The organism is bacterium SCSIO 12827, from assembly GCA_024397995.1.
Lineage (GTDB): Bacteria > Pseudomonadota > Alphaproteobacteria > Rhodospirillales > Casp-alpha2 > UBA1479.
The window spans coordinates 3,197,325-3,214,227 of record CP073746.1; the positions used below are offsets into that span (position 1 = coordinate 3,197,325).

General features: G+C 63.9%; 19 protein-coding genes. 12 read left to right on the plus strand and 7 right to left on the minus strand.

The genetic code is table 11. The features are described from left to right. Window positions 1-46: 46 nt before the first annotated feature. Window positions 47-1,294, minus strand: coding sequence for an adenylate/guanylate cyclase domain-containing protein (locus KFF05_14935; GenBank protein UTW51192.1), 1,248 nt, complete (start codon window positions 1,292-1,294; stop codon window positions 47-49). A gap of 121 nt (window positions 1,295-1,415) precedes the next feature. Between KFF05_14935 and KFF05_14940 the strand changes: the two genes are divergently transcribed. From KFF05_14940 to KFF05_14960, 5 genes are all read left to right on the plus strand, one after another. Continuing rightward, window positions 1,416-2,621 carry an MFS transporter gene (locus tag KFF05_14940; protein ID UTW51193.1) on the plus strand — a complete coding sequence of 402 codons (1,206 nt, stop codon included), beginning with the start codon at window positions 1,416-1,418 and terminating at the stop codon, window positions 2,619-2,621. 33 nt (window positions 2,622-2,654) lie between these two features. After that, window positions 2,655-3,296 carry a flavin reductase family protein gene (locus KFF05_14945; GenBank protein ID UTW51194.1) on the plus strand — a complete coding sequence of 214 codons (642 nt, stop codon included), beginning with the start codon at window positions 2,655-2,657 and terminating at the stop codon, window positions 3,294-3,296. Window positions 3,297-3,381: 85 nt separating this feature from the next. Beyond that, window positions 3,382-3,816, plus strand: coding sequence for a hypothetical protein (locus KFF05_14950; GenBank protein ID UTW51195.1), 435 nt, complete (start codon window positions 3,382-3,384; stop codon window positions 3,814-3,816). A 70-nt stretch (window positions 3,817-3,886) separates the two neighbouring features. Beyond that, window positions 3,887-4,591: a hypothetical protein gene (locus KFF05_14955; protein UTW51196.1), complete on the plus strand. Its 705-nt coding sequence runs from the start codon at window positions 3,887-3,889 to the stop codon at window positions 4,589-4,591. A gap of 199 nt (window positions 4,592-4,790) precedes the next feature. Further along, a complete protein-coding gene (locus tag KFF05_14960; GenBank protein ID UTW51197.1) occupies window positions 4,791-5,465 on the plus strand; it encodes a hypothetical protein in 675 nt (224 codons plus the stop codon). Window positions 5,466-5,639: 174 nt separating this feature from the next. Here the strand turns inward: KFF05_14960 and KFF05_14965 are convergent, their stop codons facing one another. The 3 genes from KFF05_14965 to KFF05_14975 form a co-directional block, all read right to left on the minus strand. Then, the gene (locus KFF05_14965; protein ID UTW51198.1) at window positions 5,640-6,134 is read right to left on the minus strand and encodes a CBS domain-containing protein; all 495 of its coding nucleotides are present in this window, start codon (window positions 6,132-6,134) and stop codon (window positions 5,640-5,642) included. A gap of 78 nt (window positions 6,135-6,212) precedes the next feature. Then, window positions 6,213-7,580, minus strand: a complete 1,368-nt coding sequence (locus KFF05_14970) for a Gfo/Idh/MocA family oxidoreductase (GenBank protein UTW51199.1) — start codon at window positions 7,578-7,580, stop codon at window positions 6,213-6,215. A 90-nt stretch (window positions 7,581-7,670) separates the two neighbouring features. After that, a complete protein-coding gene (locus KFF05_14975) occupies window positions 7,671-8,669 on the minus strand; it encodes a hypothetical protein (GenBank protein ID UTW51200.1) in 999 nt (332 codons plus the stop codon). Window positions 8,670-8,805: 136 nt separating this feature from the next. Here KFF05_14975 and KFF05_14980 point away from each other — a divergent pair, with 136 nt between their 5' ends. Both KFF05_14980 and KFF05_14985 read left to right on the plus strand, forming a co-directional pair. Beyond that, a complete protein-coding gene (locus tag KFF05_14980; protein ID UTW51201.1) occupies window positions 8,806-10,197 on the plus strand; it encodes an adenylosuccinate lyase in 1,392 nt (463 codons plus the stop codon). A 15-nt stretch (window positions 10,198-10,212) separates the two neighbouring features. Then, a complete protein-coding gene (locus KFF05_14985) occupies window positions 10,213-10,491 on the plus strand; it encodes a hypothetical protein (protein UTW51202.1) in 279 nt (92 codons plus the stop codon). A gap of 22 nt (window positions 10,492-10,513) precedes the next feature. On the opposite strand, the gene KFF05_14990 is transcribed toward KFF05_14985, so the two are convergent. Then, complete coding sequence (locus KFF05_14990; GenBank protein UTW51203.1) at window positions 10,514-10,837, minus strand: DUF1476 domain-containing protein; 324 nt, start codon at window positions 10,835-10,837, stop codon at window positions 10,514-10,516. Between the two features lie 127 nt (window positions 10,838-10,964). Between KFF05_14990 and KFF05_14995 the strand changes: the two genes are divergently transcribed. The 5 genes from KFF05_14995 to KFF05_15015 all read left to right on the plus strand — a co-directional run bounded on the left by KFF05_14995 (window position 10,965) and on the right by KFF05_15015 (window position 15,064). Continuing rightward, a complete protein-coding gene (locus tag KFF05_14995) occupies window positions 10,965-11,723 on the plus strand; it encodes an NRDE family protein (GenBank protein ID UTW51204.1) in 759 nt (252 codons plus the stop codon). Between the two features lie 120 nt (window positions 11,724-11,843). Continuing rightward, on the plus strand, window positions 11,844-12,611 hold the full coding sequence (locus KFF05_15000) for a phosphoribosylaminoimidazolesuccinocarboxamide synthase (protein ID UTW51205.1): 768 nt from the start codon (window positions 11,844-11,846) through the stop codon (window positions 12,609-12,611). A gap of 1 nt (window position 12,612) precedes the next feature. Next, on the plus strand, window positions 12,613-12,858 hold the full coding sequence (gene purS, locus KFF05_15005; GenBank protein UTW51206.1) for a phosphoribosylformylglycinamidine synthase subunit PurS: 246 nt from the start codon (window positions 12,613-12,615) through the stop codon (window positions 12,856-12,858). Between the two features lie 9 nt (window positions 12,859-12,867). Further along, window positions 12,868-13,569 (plus strand): phosphoribosylformylglycinamidine synthase subunit PurQ, encoded by a 702-nt coding sequence (gene purQ, locus KFF05_15010; GenBank protein UTW51207.1) that lies wholly within the window; start codon window positions 12,868-12,870, stop codon window positions 13,567-13,569. Window positions 13,570-13,618: 49 nt separating this feature from the next. After that, window positions 13,619-15,064, plus strand: a complete 1,446-nt coding sequence (locus KFF05_15015; protein UTW51208.1) for a TrkH family potassium uptake protein — start codon at window positions 13,619-13,621, stop codon at window positions 15,062-15,064. 3 nt (window positions 15,065-15,067) lie between these two features. Here KFF05_15015 and KFF05_15020 read toward each other — a convergent pair whose 3' ends face one another. Together KFF05_15020 and KFF05_15025 are read right to left on the minus strand one after the other, a co-directional pair. Next, a complete protein-coding gene (locus KFF05_15020; GenBank protein UTW51209.1) occupies window positions 15,068-15,388 on the minus strand; it encodes a PilZ domain-containing protein in 321 nt (106 codons plus the stop codon). An 85-nt stretch (window positions 15,389-15,473) separates the two neighbouring features. Beyond that, window positions 15,474-16,889, minus strand: coding sequence for an MmgE/PrpD family protein (locus KFF05_15025; GenBank protein ID UTW51210.1), 1,416 nt, complete (start codon window positions 16,887-16,889; stop codon window positions 15,474-15,476). Window positions 16,890-16,903: the final 14 nt, after the last annotated feature.

The following is a 16,903-nucleotide window of genomic DNA, read 5'->3' on the forward strand; positions in this document are numbered from 1 at the left end:
TGCCGTTTTTGTTGATGCCCAGTTTCTTGCTCCCGGATTTGCTTTATCAGCCCGCTTTGGGCGGCGCAAACACTTCCTGTTCGCCGGAAACACCCCGCAGGCGATGCGCGCCCAGAGGCCGCCAGTCGACGTCCAGATGTTGGGAAAAGCGTGCCGAAACAACGACCCGGTTGCCCGTTTCCTTGGTCAGGTTTTCCAGCCGCGCAACCTCGTTCGCCGCCGGGCCGGTGACCGAAAATTCGACCCGCGCGGGCACGCCGATGTTGCCGTACATGACCTCGCCGACATGCAGGCCGAGCCCGAAATCCAGTTCCGGATGGCCCTCTGCGCGGCGTTCCGCGTTGATCTTTTCCAGCTTTTCCTCGGCCCGACCGGCCGCCGCCAGGGCCTTGGCGCAGGCTTCCTCGGGACTGTAGCCGCCGTCCTCGCCGATCGGGAAGATCGCCAGCACCGCGTCGCCGACGAAACGCAGAACCTCGCCACCGCCCTCCATCACCGCCCCCGCCGTGCAGGCGAAATACTGGTTGAGCACGGCAAGATACTCGCCATGGCTCAGGCTTTCGCACAGCTCCGTCGAATTGCGCATGTCCGAATACCAGATGACGGAGGGAATGACCTGGCCGTCGCCCAGCTTGATCTGGCCGTTCAGCACCCGACAGCCGGCATCCCGGCCCATATATGCAGTGACGATGTTAAGCGCCGTCTCCTCACGCTTGGCCAGCTTGGCCGCCAGCGCGAAGCGCGGCACCAGACGGCGCAGCGCGCGCAGGTGCTTGGCCGCGAAGCCCTCGGGCCGGTCGGTGACCCAGGACGTCATCAGACCATCAAGGTTATGGACGGAATCCGGCACCTCCACCCCCGTGACGAAGGGCGTGAGGAAGCCGACGTAATCGGTGCCGCCCAAATCCCGTGCCTCGCCCAACAGGGGATAGGGCGTCACCTGCTTGTCATCGGTCAGGTCGAAGCGGCATTCCGTGACGTCGTTGTCGAACATGGTTTTCAGGGGGCTTTTCTGCCAAGCGTCGGTGTTATGCGCACCATGCGGAATATCCGACGTCACGTTGCCCCGCCCGCGCACGTAGGTATAGGTATGCGCCACATACATGGGGTGCAACGTGCTGAGCGCCGAAATGGCACGCAAAACCGGCAGCCCGGCCGCGTTCAGGGCATCGCACAATCCGGCCAACAAGGGACGCACCTGGACACGGCCCAGGGCCTCGGCCACCAGCCAATCGCTGATCGCCTGAATGTCCCGTTCCCAGTCGCCGTAGGGAAAGCCGCCGCCAGGCCCCATGTGTTTCCTACCTATGTATGTTTTCCCGCCCTACGCTTGCCTTCGGCACAGGTTTGGCGCAAGGTCTCCGCCCCCGCCGGTGGCCTCCCGGCGGGAATTCAACGATAATATAGGCCCATCCATGATCGTCTTTCAGGTCTTTCTTCCCTTCGCCTTCGGCTATTTCCTGAGCTACCTGTTCCGGGTGGTGAATGCCGTGATCGCGCCCAACCTGATCGCCGACCTCGGCCTGACGGCGGCGGACCTGGGGCTTTTGACCAGCGCCAATTTCTTCGCCTTCGCGGCATTCCAACTGCCGCTCGGCATTCTGTTGGACCGATATGGCCCCAGGAAGGTCGAGGCAGCGCTTCTGGTGGTCGCCGCCGCCGGCGCCCTGGTGTTCGGCATGGCCGGCAGCACGCCGGGCCTGGTCGTCGGCCGGGCGATGATCGGCTTCGGCACCTCGGCCTGCCTGATGGCGGCGTTCAAGGCCTATTCCCATTGGGTGCCGGCGCAGCGCCAGTCGCTGGTCACCGGCATCCACATGGCGTTCGGCGGCATGGGGGCATTGACCGCGACCAAGCCCGTTGAAATGGCCCTGTCGTTCACCGATTGGCGCGGCGTATTCTTCATTCTGGCCGCGGTCACGCTGACGGCGGCGGCCTATCTGTTCCTGGCCGTGCCCAAGCGCGACCGCACGGAAAGCACGGAAACCCTGGGCGAGATGGTGAACGGCATCAAGCGCGTGTTCGCAGACCCGGCGTTCAAGCGGGTGGCCCCGGCCTCGGTCCTGGTGCAAAGCGGGTATCTGGGCGTGCAGTCCCTATGGTCCGGGCCCTGGCTGCGCGACGTCGCGGGCCTGGAACAGTCGGAAATGGCGACGGGGCTTTTGTTCATCGCCGCCTTCATGGTGCTCGGCTTCGTGTCCATGGGCGGGATCGCCGACCGGCTGGCCCGCATGGGCATCCGCACCATGGCCGTGTCCGTGTTCGGCATGATCATGTTCACCATTGCGCTGACGGTCATCGCCCTCGACCCGTTCGAGGATACGACGCCCGTGTGGTACGCCTTCGGCCTGTTCGGGACCTTCGGCATCCTGCCCTATACGGTGCTGTCCCAGACCTTCCCCAAGGAATTGACCGGGCGGGTCGTCACCGGGCTTAACGTCATGGTGTTCTTCGGCGCCTTCGCCGTGCAATGGGGGATCGGCGAAATCATCTATCAATGGCCCGAACCGACCCCCGGCCATTTCGCGCCCGAAGGATACCGCACGGCCTTCCTGATCGTCGCCGGGATGCAGGCGGCAGGTCTTGTATGGTATGGGTTATACCGCAAAGCCCGCCTCTGACGCTCACGCGCTCCAGCCTATAAGGAAACCCCCATGTTTTACGAGCCCAAGGACGGCCACGGTCTGGCCAAGAACCCCTTCAATAGCCTGGTCGTGCCCCGGCCCATCGGCTGGATCACCACCGTCGACAAGGCGGGCAACGTGAACCTGGCGCCCTACAGCTTTTTCAACGGCGTCGCCTACAACCCGCCGACGGTCATGTTCTCGGCCGGCGCCAGCCGCATCGAAGGGACCGACGGCCGCAAGGATTCCCTGCGCAACGCGCTGGAAACCGGCGAGTTCGTGCACAACTTCGCGACCTGGGACACGCGCGAGGCCATGAACCAGACCTCCGCCGACCTGGGCCCGGATCAGGACGAAATGGCGCTGGCCGGGTTGACGCCCATCGCGTCCACCCTGGTCAAGCCGCCGCGCGTCAAGGAATCGCCGATCCAATTCGAATGCAAGGTCGTGCAGTCGGTGGAACTGCCCAACACCAAGGGCGAACACCTTTACACCGTGGTGTTCGGCGAGGTCGTGGGCGTTCATATCGCCGACGACCTGATCATGGACAACGGCCAGATCGACATCGGCAAGCTGCACCCCATCGCGCGCATGGGCTATCAGGACTATTCGGAAGTGACCGCCGACACCCTGTTCACCATGGAACGGCCGGGCTTTCATCCCTATACCTGATCGCCTGCAGACTTAACCCAGATCAAGGCAGGCCCCCGCCGGGGTGCTAGGCTGGTTCTTCGTCACATCGATGGAGGCCCCGCCCATGTTCGACCGCCCGTCCCTCGTCACCCGCATCGCCATCGGCAAGGCGCTCGGCTTTCTGGTCGGGCTCGCCGGCTTTCTCAGCTTTCCCTATTTCATGGCCGACGTGGGCTGGCTGGTGCGGTTCGGCATCCTGTTCTGGTACACGACCCTGGGCGCGATCATCGGGATGGCGGGGATATTTACCTGGCATCCGGTGCTGCATCTGCCGCTGCCCTGGTGGGCGCGTTCGACGATCCTGGGCGCCTGGATGAACTTTGTCCTGACCTTCTTCGCCTATGATTTCATGGAAGCCGTGCTGATCAACATCTTCGGCTTCGGCAGCCCGCTCGCCTCGCCCTGGTGGTTCGTCGCCGAGGGGGCGGTGGTCGGCCTGGCCATCGGCTGGGCCGCCACCCGGTTCGGCGGCGAGGGTGAGGAAACCGTCGGCCATTGAGCGCCCTTCCCCCCATCGCCTGCTATACAGTCGGGCAGGATCAATTCGCGCAGAACAGGGCGGACGCAGGATGAAAACGGAATTTCGGGTTCGGGTCCTCAGTTTCTCCAACATCATGGAGATCGAGGGGGCGCGCACCGTCGACCACTACGCCGCCCTGCTCGACGCCCTGGAATACGGCGACCAGAGCGGCCTCAGCGACGACGACAAGCGCGAGATGTGTATCCTCGCCCTGCAGGGCCTGGAACCCGAGGAAGCCGCCTATCAGGTGCTCAAGCACGACATGAGCGACGTGCTGCGCGACGGCCAGATGCGCAACATCGCCGGCGAGATGCAGGAGGAAAAGCTGTGGGAGGAATATTCCAATTCCGCCCTCCACGAGCGCCTGTTCACGGTCGGCGGCCTGCTCTACGCGGCCTTTCCCAACCTGTTCCCGAAACCCGACGCGGTCCGCGTCGAACTTGAAGTGACCGCCGTGAACGCCGCCGCCAAGGTGCTGCTGACCCCGGCGCCGGACGAGACCTTCGTCGTCCGCCTGCTCGCCGACGGCATGGAGCCCGACGCCGTGCTGCACCGGCTCTACGGCGACCAACTGGCCGGCACGTCCTTTCCCGAAGCCGCCGAGGTCGTGTGGATCGTGCGCGCCACGCCGGCCGGCGACAACGTCATGACGATCGAGATCATCAGCTCCGGCTATTGGCTGGACCCGCTCGACGGCACCAAGTCCTACGACTCGTCCGCCTATGCCGACGCCCCCCACCCGGCGGCGCGTTAACCAGCGCGGCGCGGTCGTTCGCGGCAAAAGCGGACGTTTCGTTTGTTGGTGGTAGGTGGCCGCTTTTGACCCGAAGCAGTCTTTATCGACATTCAACACGAGTGCCACGATATACTTGGAGAACTGATACAAGCGGGGATATCAGATGGCATTAAAAAGTACTACGTCAACGAAACTGATGAAATTGGCGGAGAGGGTCATGCTATGGCTGGCTCTCGACATTATCCTACTTGTGGGTCTCTTTGGCATCGAATTTTCTCCACTCTCAAAGCCATGCTGGTGGAAAGATGTCTATTCAGTGGCAACGAATGTGCTCACGGGTGGACTTGTCTCATTCTTCTTTTACTGGCTTGTAGTTTATCTTCCAGAACATCGAAAACGGCGCATTCTTAAAAATAGTCTTTCGAAGATGTACAATAGAATCAAAAAGAACATCCTGTGTCAGGTAGTTATTGCAAGCATTAAGGGCGGTCGCCGCGACCTACAGACAGACCTAGATACCATCGAAAACCTGATGACACCCAAAGCCTTCAAAGAAGCATTCTCGGGTGGGCGGGAGGCGGATGAAGGTTTCTATGCATTTGAAAACCAGATGAGTGACGACACACCGGAATTCCGTGAGATCATCCTGAACTTGGAGATGCTAGCGAAGCAAATCGAATTCGTGCTGCATAATTACTCGATCGACGACGAGAATCTCTTCGACTTCTTCAAGCGTCTTGAACTGATTCTGCTTTCGCTGAGGCGGTCGAGTCCCGGGTACGATGAATCAAGACCGCTATGCAGCTTTGTATACGAGATGTTCTCAGGATTTAATTTGATTGAGGGGTACCGCGGTTACGATGTCATCGACAAGATGATTGCCGATATCTGAGCGCCTTGACCGCCCACATTCGTAATGCCTCTGCCAGAATGTCCGATACGACGGCGATGAAACAAGCCGGGATGATCACCGGTTGCAAGATTAAGGAATGTCGGCTCATGGCTAAATACTGCAATCTTCCCTCGGCACATAACACCGCCGCTTAAGAACTGAAAACAGCCCCCCTCACCCGCCCGGATAGACCAGCCCGGATTCCAGGATGATCGCCAGGATCACCTGGCGGTCGTTGAGGCTGGCGTATTTCATGTAGAACATCAGGATGTCGGTGGCGCTGATCAGGGCGCGCAGGCGGCCGTCGTCGACGACGGGCAGATGGCGGAACCCGCCCTGCTGCATGATCGCCATGGCCGTCGAAATCTCGTCGTCCATGTGACAGGTCCGGACGTCCTTGGTCATCACGTCGTGGACCAGCATGGAGCCGACCCCTTCCGGGTGTTCGGCGAACACGCGCACGATGTCGCGTTCGGAAATCACGCCCGAGACGATGGTCGGGTCGTCGCAGCAGACCAGCACGCCGATCTTTTCTTCCGCCATCATGCGGGCAGCGTCGACCGCCAGGTCGTCGGGCGAAATGGTCGAGACGGCCGAGCCCTTTTCCTCGACCAGGCGGCGAACGGTCTTGGGGATGCTCCCCCCGTCGTCAGGCAAATGTTGTTCCATGAGTCCCCCTTCAAGCTTCCCCCGTTCTAGGCCCACAGGGTGACCGCATCCTGACAGGTCGCAGGAATGCGCCGACAGTCAGCCCGCCAGGCGTGTTCCCGCCACGCCGCCGCCGAACATGGCTTCCATCTCGCGGCGGATCTGTGTGGCGCTCAGGCTTTCGTCCACGGCGACGTCGTCCCAGGTCAGCATGGTGTCCTTGGCCACGGGGCGGACGACCTTCAGCTGATGGGCGAGGCCCAGCGGCAGGCGCCCGTCGGCCATGGATTTGGCCGCCGGCTGCAGCTTGCCGAACACGGTCGCCCCGCCTTCGCCGTCGAGCATGTCACCGGGGGCCAGGGCGCGCTTGGCCGTCGCCACCACATCGGCGTTGAAACAGGTGGCGACGCCCGTGGGCTCGCCGCGCAGGCCGATGGAGGCGACGGAAAGACCAAGTTCCAGGCCGATCATGTGCCATTTCTTGTAGTTGCACATGTAGCGGCCCGAGGGGTCGGTGGTGACCTGATATTCCTCGAAACAGCGGCGGATGTAGTCCGTATCGGCCTCGACGCAGACCCAGACCCCCTTGCGGATATCGTGGGGGATCGGCGTGCCGTCGGGCCGCAGGGAGGCGACGGCCTCGACCAGGCCCTTCTTTTCCAGAACGCCGCCTTCGTCGCGGGGGCGCATCAGGGTCGGGATGTCGTCGATGGAGCCGGGCGGAAAGGCGAGGCCATCCTCGGGCGCTTCCAGGCCCGTCGCGTTGGCGATGGCGGCGGTCTCAATCGCCGGTTTGGAGCCGTCGAGGAAGGCGTTGAACATCTTGGGATTGAGGCCCCCGGCCTGGGCCTGTTCGGCGCTCAACCCCCAATGGTCCCATACGGTATCCGGCGTCGATTCCCGGAAATGCGGCAGCCATTTGTGGCCGCGCCCGGCGGCGACCACGGGAAAGCCCGCCGTACGCGCCCAGTCGACCAGCTCACACGCCAGCGCCGGCTGATCGCCGTAAGCCAGGGAATAGATCACCCCGGCGTCCCCGGCCTTGGCCGCCAGCAGCGGGCCGCAGAAGGCATCGGCCTCGACCGTGACGTTGACGACATGCTTGCCGGCGGCGAAGGCGGCCAGGCAGTGATCGACGGCCGCCACGGGATTGCCCGTGCATTCGACGATGATGTCGATCGCGGGATGGTTGATCAGGGCCTGCCAGTCGTCGGACAGGAACGTCTGCCCCGACGCCACGGCGGCGTCGAGCGAGGCCACGTTGGTGCGCGCCGCCGACCAGCCGACCCGGTCCAGATTGGCCCGCGCGTTGGCGGGGCTGAGGTCGACCACGCCCGCGACGTGCACGCCCGGCGTCTTCGGCGCCTGGGCCAGATACATGGAGCCGAATTTCCCGGCGCCGATCAGGCCGACGCGGATCGGACGGCCTTCGGCCGCGCGCCCCTTCAGCAACGTGAACAGATTCATGGATGTCTCCTCAATTTGCGACACGCAATTCCAGGAGCCCCCCCGGGACCGGCAGTCTAATAACCCGGGCCCGACCGTCAATGACCTAAGTCACAGGGTGAAGTCCCGGGTCGCGGCCCCCGCGGCCTCGTATCCGCGCACCCGCACCCCCCCCGTGGCCGCGTTGGCGGTCACGGCAAGCCGCGTGGTCGGGTTGAGGATCGGTGGGACGACCCAGTCGAAACCGTCTTCGACCCCGTCCCGGCAGGCTTCCATCCGGGCGAAGCGGCCTGGACTGTCGAAGCCCCGTAAACGGCCCGTGAAGGGCCCCGCGACCCAGTGATTGGCGATGGTGGCGCTGCCGCCGTCGCGGATGAAGGCGTCGGTTTCCGTGCGCTCGATGACGCAGCCTTCATGGGGCGCCGTTCCCGACAGAGAAAAGAAGGCCGGCACCGCGATCGGCGTTTCGGTCAGCAGGGTTTTCGCCGCGTCATAGGTTGAACAGGTCTCGAAGGCCAGGCGCAGCAGATGCGTCGGCGGCATCAGGCGCCGCCGCCACACCCGGGTCCGCTCGATCGCCCAGTCGAGCCAGCAGCTGGTGGTGCATGTCTCCATGGGCGGCTGGTTGAGCGCCGCCGCGAAGCGCCCCGGCGCCATCGCCGTGGCCACGCCCACGAACCCCGGCCAGGTGACGTTGAGCCAGCCCCCCGCGCCGCCCGCCTGCCGCGCGACGACGACGTTGCGGCCCAGGCCGTGGAGCGGCCAATCGAGCGTGCGCAGCATGCGGTTGCCGCGGCCCGACGGCGGGCAGCCCACGGCCGTGGTGCACGACCATTCATAGCTGAGGTTCAGCATGTAGACCCCGGCGTGGTCCAATTGGGCCGCGCAGGCGTCCAGATCGGCGCGGTAGGGCGTCGGGCAATCGGCGAGCCAGCGTTTGGTCAGCCGGTCACCCAGGCCCAGGAACAGAGGGCCGTAATGGTCGCGGCCCGCGCGGAACAGGTCCGTGAACCGCGCCCGTTCGGCCTCGGCCACGGCGGGCGGGCCGCCTTGCCCGGCGTCAACCAGGGGAATCACCGGAAGATCGGCGGGGGTGCTGAGGTCATCCATGGCCTGAATATATCCCGGAATGCCGTAAATTCGGGGAAATCAACGGTCGGGTCTTTTCAAATCCGCCCCAGTCTGGCATGTCCGCTTGTCCGCGCCGCCGTCCAGACTATAATTTCCCGCCTGAAACGGAGTTTCCATGATCCCGCGCTATTCCCGCCCCCAGATGGCCGCCATTTGGGAGCCCGCCAACAAGTTCCGCATCTGGTTTGAGATCGAGGCCCATGCCTGCGACGCGCAGGCCCAGTTGGGCGTGATCCCGAAAGAGGCCGCCCAGACCGTCTGGGAAAAGGGCAACAAGCCCTATGACGGCGCGCGCATCGACCGCATCGACGAGATCGAGCGCGAGACCAAGCACGACGTCATCGCCTTCACCACGGAACTGGCGGAGCATATCGGCGACGACGCCCGCTTCGTCCACCAGGGCATGACCTCGTCGGACGTTTTGGACACCTGCCTGGCCGTGCAGTTGAAGCAGGCGGCGACGATCCTGCTCGACGATATCGACAAGGTTCTGGCGGCGCTGAAGACCCGCGCCCTTGAACACAAGATGACCCCGGTCATGGGCCGCAGCCACGGCATCCATGCGGAGCCGACGACCGTGGGCCTGAAGCTGGCGCGGTTTTATGCGGAATTCCAGCGCGCCCGCTGGCGCCTGGAAAACGCCCGCGACGAAATCGCGACCTGCGCCATTTCCGGCGCCGTCGGCACCTTCGCCAACATCGACCCCTTCGTCGAGGAATACGTGGCCGAGAAGATGGGCCTGTCGCCGGAGCCGATTTCGACCCAGGTGATCCCCCGCGACCGCCACGCCATGTTCTTCGCGACGCTGGGCGTGGTCGCCGCGTCCATGGAAAACCTGGCCACGGAAATCCGCCACATGCAGCGCACGGAAGTGCGCGAGGCCCAGGAATATTTCGCGCCGGGGCAAAAGGGTTCCAGCGCCATGCCGCACAAGCGCAACCCGATCCTGACGGAAAACCTGACCGGCCTGGCGCGCATCGTGCGCATGGCCGTGGTCCCGGCGCTCGAAAACGTGGCGCTGTGGCACGAACGCGACATCTCCCATTCCTCGGTCGAGCGCATGATCGGCCCCGACGCCACGGTGACCCTTGATTTCGCCCTGGCGCGGCTGGCCAGCGTGGTCGAAAAGCTGGTCATCTATCCGGCCAACATGAAGGAACATATCGACAAGTTCGGCGGTATCCACGATGCCCAACGGGTGCTGCTGTTCCTGACGCAGAAAGGGGTTTCCCGAGAGGACGCCTATCGCATCGTGCAGCGCAACGCCATGCGCGTGTGGAAAAGCTTCGGCATCGATCCGGACGATCCGGACAAGCCGGCCCATCTGGACGCCGAGGACGAAGAGGCGCAGTCCTACGACAACCGCCTGATGTTCTTCCTGGAACGGGACACGGACATCAAGAAGCTGTTGACGCCCGAGGAACTGAACGCGCTGTTCGAGGTCTCGTCCCTGGCCTATCACACGGCCCAGGTCGATACGGTGTTCCGCCGGGTGTTCAGCGAATAGAGCGGATGACGCGGAATGCCGGACCAGCCAACGCCTCTGCCCGGCTTTCCCATGAAATACATCGTGTTCACGTCGGCGCGGGGCGAGGCCCCCGTGCTGTTCCCCCACGAATTCACCCATAGTTGGGTGGCGGGCGAACTGCGCCCGCTCAAACCCGTATCGGCGGGCTTCGTCGAAATGGCGGCGGACGGACAGATCCGCTGCTTCGGGCATTCAAGCAGCCTGAACCTGCCGTCGCGGGGCGCGGCGGACGCGGAACTGGTGCACCGTCACCTAAAAGGCGACGGCCGATAACCCGGCAAAAACCGTGAGGAAATTATTCGCTTTTGATCTGCTCAGCCGCGGTGTGCAGCAGGTCTTCGAGCTTGCGCCGGATCTGCTCTTCGGTGATCGCGAGGCCGCGCGTTTCGATATCGCCCATGACCTTGCGCACCACATCGTCGACACCGGGCTCGTCCAGATCGGCCAGAACCACTTCGCGGGCATAGGCGTCGGCGTCGGAGCCCTTCAGCCCGAAAGCCTCGGCCAGCCACAGACCCAGCAGCTTGTTGCGCCGGGATTCCGCCTTGAACCGCTGTTCTTCGTCCAACTGGTACTTGGCTTCGTAACCTTTTTCCCGGTCCTTGAAGGCGTCAGACATGTCCTGGGCTCCCGTTCTGGCCAATGAGTAATGAGTTTCGCTGGGCTTATTTACGCGGGTTGGCGCGTCACCGCAACATCCGGCGCAACTGCTGGCGCAATCTGTTCGCAGGCCTTATGTAACAATTATGTGCACACTCGTCATTCTACGCCGCCCGGGCCATGACTGGCCACTGATCGTCGCCGCCAACCGCGACGAAATGGCAGAGCGGCTTTCCGACCCGCCGGGCCGCCATTGGCCGGATGCTCCCCATGTCACCGCCGGGCGGGACAGAACCGCCGGCGGCACCTGGCTGGGCGTCAACGACGACCGCATGGTGGCCGGCGTTTTGAACCGCCACGGATCGCTGGGCCAGGAAGCCGGCAAACGGTCGCGCGGCGAATTGCCCCTGGAAGCCCTGAGCCACGGCGAGGCCGCCGAAGCCGCCGAGGCCTTGGCCCATCTCGACGGCAGCGCCTATCGGTCGTTCAACCTGATCGTCGGCGACGTGAACCGCGCCTTCTGGATTTCCGGCAACGGCCGGGATTCCAAGGTTTCCGTTCAGGAAATTCGTCCGGGCCTGTCGATGATCACGGCTTATGATCTGAACGACGATACCTCGGCGCGCATCGGCCACTACCGCCCCCTGTTCGAAGCCGCCCCCCCGCCGGACCCGGCCAAAGGTGCCAACGGATGGGACGCCTGGGTGGCCTTGATGTCGGATTTCAAGGAATGGCAGGGCGGCGGCGAGCGCGATTCCATGGCTTTCACCACGGATTTCGGGTTCGAAACCGTGTCGTCGTCGCTGATCGCCCTGCCCAAACCCTTCGATCCGGCCCTGAAACCCCAATGGCTGTTCTGTCCCGAGCGGCCGCGGCCCGGCGGATTCCGGCCAATCACCGACTGATCCCCTATTCTGTTGAGCGGGCTCTCCGACGCTGCTATATGGTGCGTCTAACCCCCCCCCCGCAGGCCACGCCCCATTTCGGAGCGACCACAAAGGGGAACTTCACGAGGGCACAAACCCATGGCAAGACGCAGACAGATTTACGAAGGCAAGGCAAAGGTCCTTTTCGAGGGCCCGGAACCCGGCACCATCGTCCAGTACTTCAAGGACGACGCAACCGCCTTCAACAACCAGAAAAAGGGCACCATCACCGGCAAGGGGGTGCTCAACAACCGGATTTCCGAGTATTTGATGCTCCGCCTCGGCGAGATCGGCGTACCGACCCACTTCGTGCGGCGCCTGAACATGCGCGAGCAGTTGGTCCGCGAGGTCGAGATCATCCCGGTCGAGATCATCGTGCGAAACGTCGCCGCCGGCACGTTCTCCAAGCGCTTCGGCATGGAGGAAGGCACGGCCCTGCCGCGTTCGATCATCGAATACTGCTACAAATCGGACGAACTGGGTGATCCCCTGATCGCCGAGGAACACGTCACCGCCTTCGGCTGGGCGACGCCGCAGGACATGGACGAAATCATGGCCCTGTCCCTGCGCATCAACGACTACCTGTCGGGCCTGTTCATGGGCATCGGCCTGAAACTGGTCGATTTCAAGCTGGAATTCGGCCGCCTGTGGGAAAACGACCAAAACATGCGCATCGTGCTGGCCGACGAGATCAGCCCCGATTCCATGCGCCTGTGGGACGTTCTGACCAACGAAAAGATGGACAAGGACCGGTTCCGCCGCGACCTCGGCAATGTCGCGGAGGCCTATCAGGAGGTCGCCCGGCGCCTTGGCATTCTGCCGGAATCGGGTCCCGTCGACATCAAGGAACCGGAGACCGTTCAGTAAGATGAAAGCACGCGTCCACGTTACCCTGAAATCCGGCGTTCTCGACCCGCAAGGCAAGGCCGTCCAGCATTCGCTGGCCGGGCTTGGCTTTGACGGCGTCAACGACGTACGCCAAGGCAAATACATCGAACTGGAACTGGCCGAAACCGACCCCGCCAAGGCCAAGGAATCCGTGGAAGCCATGTGCCAGAAGCTCTTGGCCAACACGGTGATCGAGAACTTTTCCGTCGATATCGCCGAAGGCTGACCCCCCGCCATGCCGACCAATACGAAAGCCGCCGTCATCGTCTTTCCCGGCTCCAACTGCGACCGCGACATGAAGGTCGCGCTGGAAGCGGTGACGGGCACGGACGTCATCATGCATTGGCACCGCGACACCGAATTGCCCGACGTCGATCTGATCGCCGTGCCGGGCGGGTTCAGCTATGGCGACTATCTGCGTTCCGGCGCGATGGCCGCCAATTCGCCGGTCATGCGCACGGTGGTGGAGCGCGCCAACAAGGGTGTGCCCGTGTTGGGCATATGCAACGGCTTTCAGGTCCTGACCGAGGCCGGACTGCTGCCCGGCGCCTTGATGCGCAACGCGGGCCTGAAATTCGTGTGCAAGGACGTGTGGCTCAAGGTCGAAAACACCGATACCCCCTTTACCGGCGGCTATACGGCCGATCAGGTGATCCGCATCCCCGTCGCCCATCATGACGGCAATTATTTCGCCGACGACGCAACCCTGGACCGTCTTGAGGGCGAAGGCCGCGTCGCCTTCCGCTACTGCGACCCCAAGGGCAAGGTTGCGGACGCGGCCAATCCCAACGGCAGCCGCAACAACATCGCCGGCATCGTCAACGAGGCCGGCAACGTGCTGGGCATGATGCCGCACCCCGAACGTCTGGCCGAGGCCGCGCTTGGCGGCACCGACGGCAAGCCCCTGTTCGACGGGCTGGTCGCCGCCCTGCACTAGGCCGCGCCGGCCCGGCCATTTCCGCCGACCCTTAAAGGAGGGTCACGAGATGCTGAATATTCGGCCCGTCGTGCACCTTTTGGGTCTGCTGTCCTGCTTTGTCGCGGTGCTTCTTTGCATCCCGGCCCTGACCGATGCCATCTACCACGACCAGGATTGGAAACCGTTCGTCACGGCGGCCCTGGTCACCGGCTTCATCAGCTTCGCCTTGGCCATCGCCGCCTGGCCCAGGGACGGCATCAAGCTCAACCTGCGACAGGCGTTTCTGGTCACGGCCCTGGGCTGGGTCACGGTCGCCGCCATCGCGGCGATCCCGTTCCTGGGCCTGGGCATCAGCCTGACCGACGCCGTGTTCGAATCCATGTCGGGGATCACCACCACGGGGTCCACCATCCTGACCGGCCTGGATCACCTGCCGCCGGGCATCCTGTTGTGGCGGGCGATCCTGCAATGGCTGGGCGGGATCGGGATCATCGCCATGGCGATTCTCATGCTGCCGCTGATGCGCGTCGGCGGCATGCAGTTGTTCAAGATCGAAAGCTCGGACACCGGCGAGAAGTTCAGCGCCAACGCGTTCCAGATGGTCATCTACCTGATGGCCTTCTACACCCTGCTGACCGTGCTTTGCGCTTTCCTGTACTTCATTTTCGGCATGTCCCTGTTCGACGCCGTGACCCATGCCATGGCCACCGTGTCGACGGGCGGATATTCGACCCATGACGCGTCCTTCGGGTTTTTCAAGAGCCCGGCCCTGCACTGGATCGCCACCCTGTTCATGGCCGCTGGTGCTGTGCCCTTCTATCTGTACATCAAGGCCGCGCGGGGCGCGCCACAGCAGATGTTCAGCGACGAACAGGTGCGCGGCTTCATCGCCCTGCTGGCCGTGGTCAGCATCGGCCTGGCCGGCTGGATGACCTGGGAGCGCGGCATTTCCTTTCCCGAAGCCCTGACCCTGACCGCGTTCAACGTGACCTCGGTCATCACCACCACGGGCTTCGCCACCGACGATTACACGACCTGGGGGCCCGGCGGGGTCGGGGTGTTCCTGGCCTTGATGTACATCGGCGGCTGTTCGGGATCGACCTCGGGTGCGATCAAGATCTATCGCCACCAAATCCTCTACAAACTGGTGCGCGCCCATGTGAAGCGCCTGTTCAGCCCGAACCGGGTGATCACCCTGTCCTACAACGGCGCCCCCGTGCCCGATGACGTGCCCTATTCGATCCTCGCTTTCCTGGCCGTGTTCGTCGCGACCATCGCCGTGTTCACGGTGGCGCTATCGTTCCTGGAACTGGATATCCTGACGGCCTATTCGGCGACCGTGACCGCCATCACCAACGTCGGTCCGGGCCTGGGGCCGATCATCGGCCCATCCGGCACGTTCGAGCCCCTGCCCGACGCGGCGAAATGGATTTTGACCCTGGCCATGCTGGCCGGGCGGCTTGAAGTGCTCGCCCTGCTGGTGATGTTCGACCGGGATTTCTGGCGGTACTGAGTTTCAAGCCGCGTCGAAGGCTTCCTGAATTTCCGCCCGCAGCATTTCCTGGCGTTCGCCGTCGATACGAAATTCGATGGCCACGCCCCGGCCCGTCAGGCGCGAGATGACGCCGGGCAATTCGCCCAGCCCGTCGACCCGAAGATTGACCGCATCACCGGCGGCAAAGGCGTGTTGGGTCCGGCCCAGGATGTCGGAAAATTCGACCTGGGCACCCTGCCGGGAAATGTCGCGTAACAGCCCTGTCCTCGTTTCCCTGGAAGAGGAGACAAAGATCAGTTCCGTGATATCGAACCGGCGCGCGGCGCGGCGTTCTTCAGGCATGGCCAGGACCTCCACCGTAAGAGTTGATCCCCCATGAGCAGGCCGATTCTACACCAATCGCCCCCCTGCCGCCACCGGCGGCCGATCACGCCGTCAGCAGGTTCATCAGCGGGCGGATATCCTCGACGGTGTCCAAGCCCGCCACGAAATCCTTCACCTTGGCCGCCTTGGCCTCGCCCAGCACGGGGATCGCCAACGCATCGTACTTGCGGTCCAAATCCGTGGCCGAAACGGGGTTTTCCGGACTGCCGCGGCGGTTGCGCTCCGTATGAGACAGCGTCCGCCCATCCGTGGTCACCACGGTGATCCGCGCCATGTGGCGGGCGCCCGGGCCTTGGGCTTCGATCTCGGGATCGACCTCGGCATCGATACGTTCGATGAACTTCAGAACTTCAGGAGCCTTGATGCGGTCCTCGGTGAACTGGGCGGTGAAGGCTTCGCCGTCCAATGCGATCATGGCGAGCCCGTAATACAGGTTCATCTGCGCCGCCGTAATGCCCTGGGCCTTGTAGGGCCAGGCGCAATGGACATAGGTCGGATGGCTGACATATGCCGTGATTCGGGCGATGTCGGCGGCGGCCAGATTGTTATCCGTCATCACGGCGCGGAGCGCATCGAGGGCGCCGTGGATGCTGGTCACCATGGCGTGGGGCTTGAACCCCGTGCGCAGCACTTCCCATTGCATGTCCTGGCCGGGCATCAGGCCCTGCACGACGCGCTCAACGTTGATCTTGCCGGCGAAGGCGGCGAGGAACCCACCGTATTCGGCCTCGACCATGTCGGAAATGCCGGTGAAGCCCTTGGCGGCCAGTTCGGCGCCGCGAACCCCAGCCTCGGCCGCGCGGCCGGAATGCAGGCGCTTGACCATTGCCCCTTCCTGGGCCGCCATCAGCCCGGCGCCGAGGGAACCCGCGATACCCAGCGCATTGGCCGTCACCGCCGCGTCCAGGCCCATCATGCGCGCCGCCGTGGCGGCGGCGACCAGGGGGCCGACCGTGCCCTGGGGGTGGAAGCCGCGCAACAGAAGGTCCGTCCCGGCGGCAGCCCCGACCCGGCAGGCGACTTCGTAACCCGCGGCCATGGCCGTCAGGACCAGCGATCCCGGCACTCCGGCGCGGCGCGTGCCCAACAGGCGTTCGCCCATGTTGAGCGCCACCGGCACGGCGATGGAATTGGGATGGGTAATGGCGTCGCGGTGAATGTCGTCCATTTCAAACGCGTGGCCCGCCGTGGCGTTGACCAGCACGGCATTGGCCACGGGCACCATACGCAGCATGCCGATCAAAGACGCCTCGGGCGTGCCGCCGTCGTGGTCGACCAGCTCTGCGACCATGCGCGTCCACGGCAGGGTGGCGCCATGCAGGCAGCAGGCCAGTCCATCGAGCACGGCCAGCTTCAGATGTTCGACGACTTCCTTCGGCAGATCCTCGAACGTCAGCCCGGCGGCGAAATCCGCCAAAATCGCAGTCGCCCCCGGCGCCGCCTTGTCGGCGTCCTTCATCACGTCTCCATCCT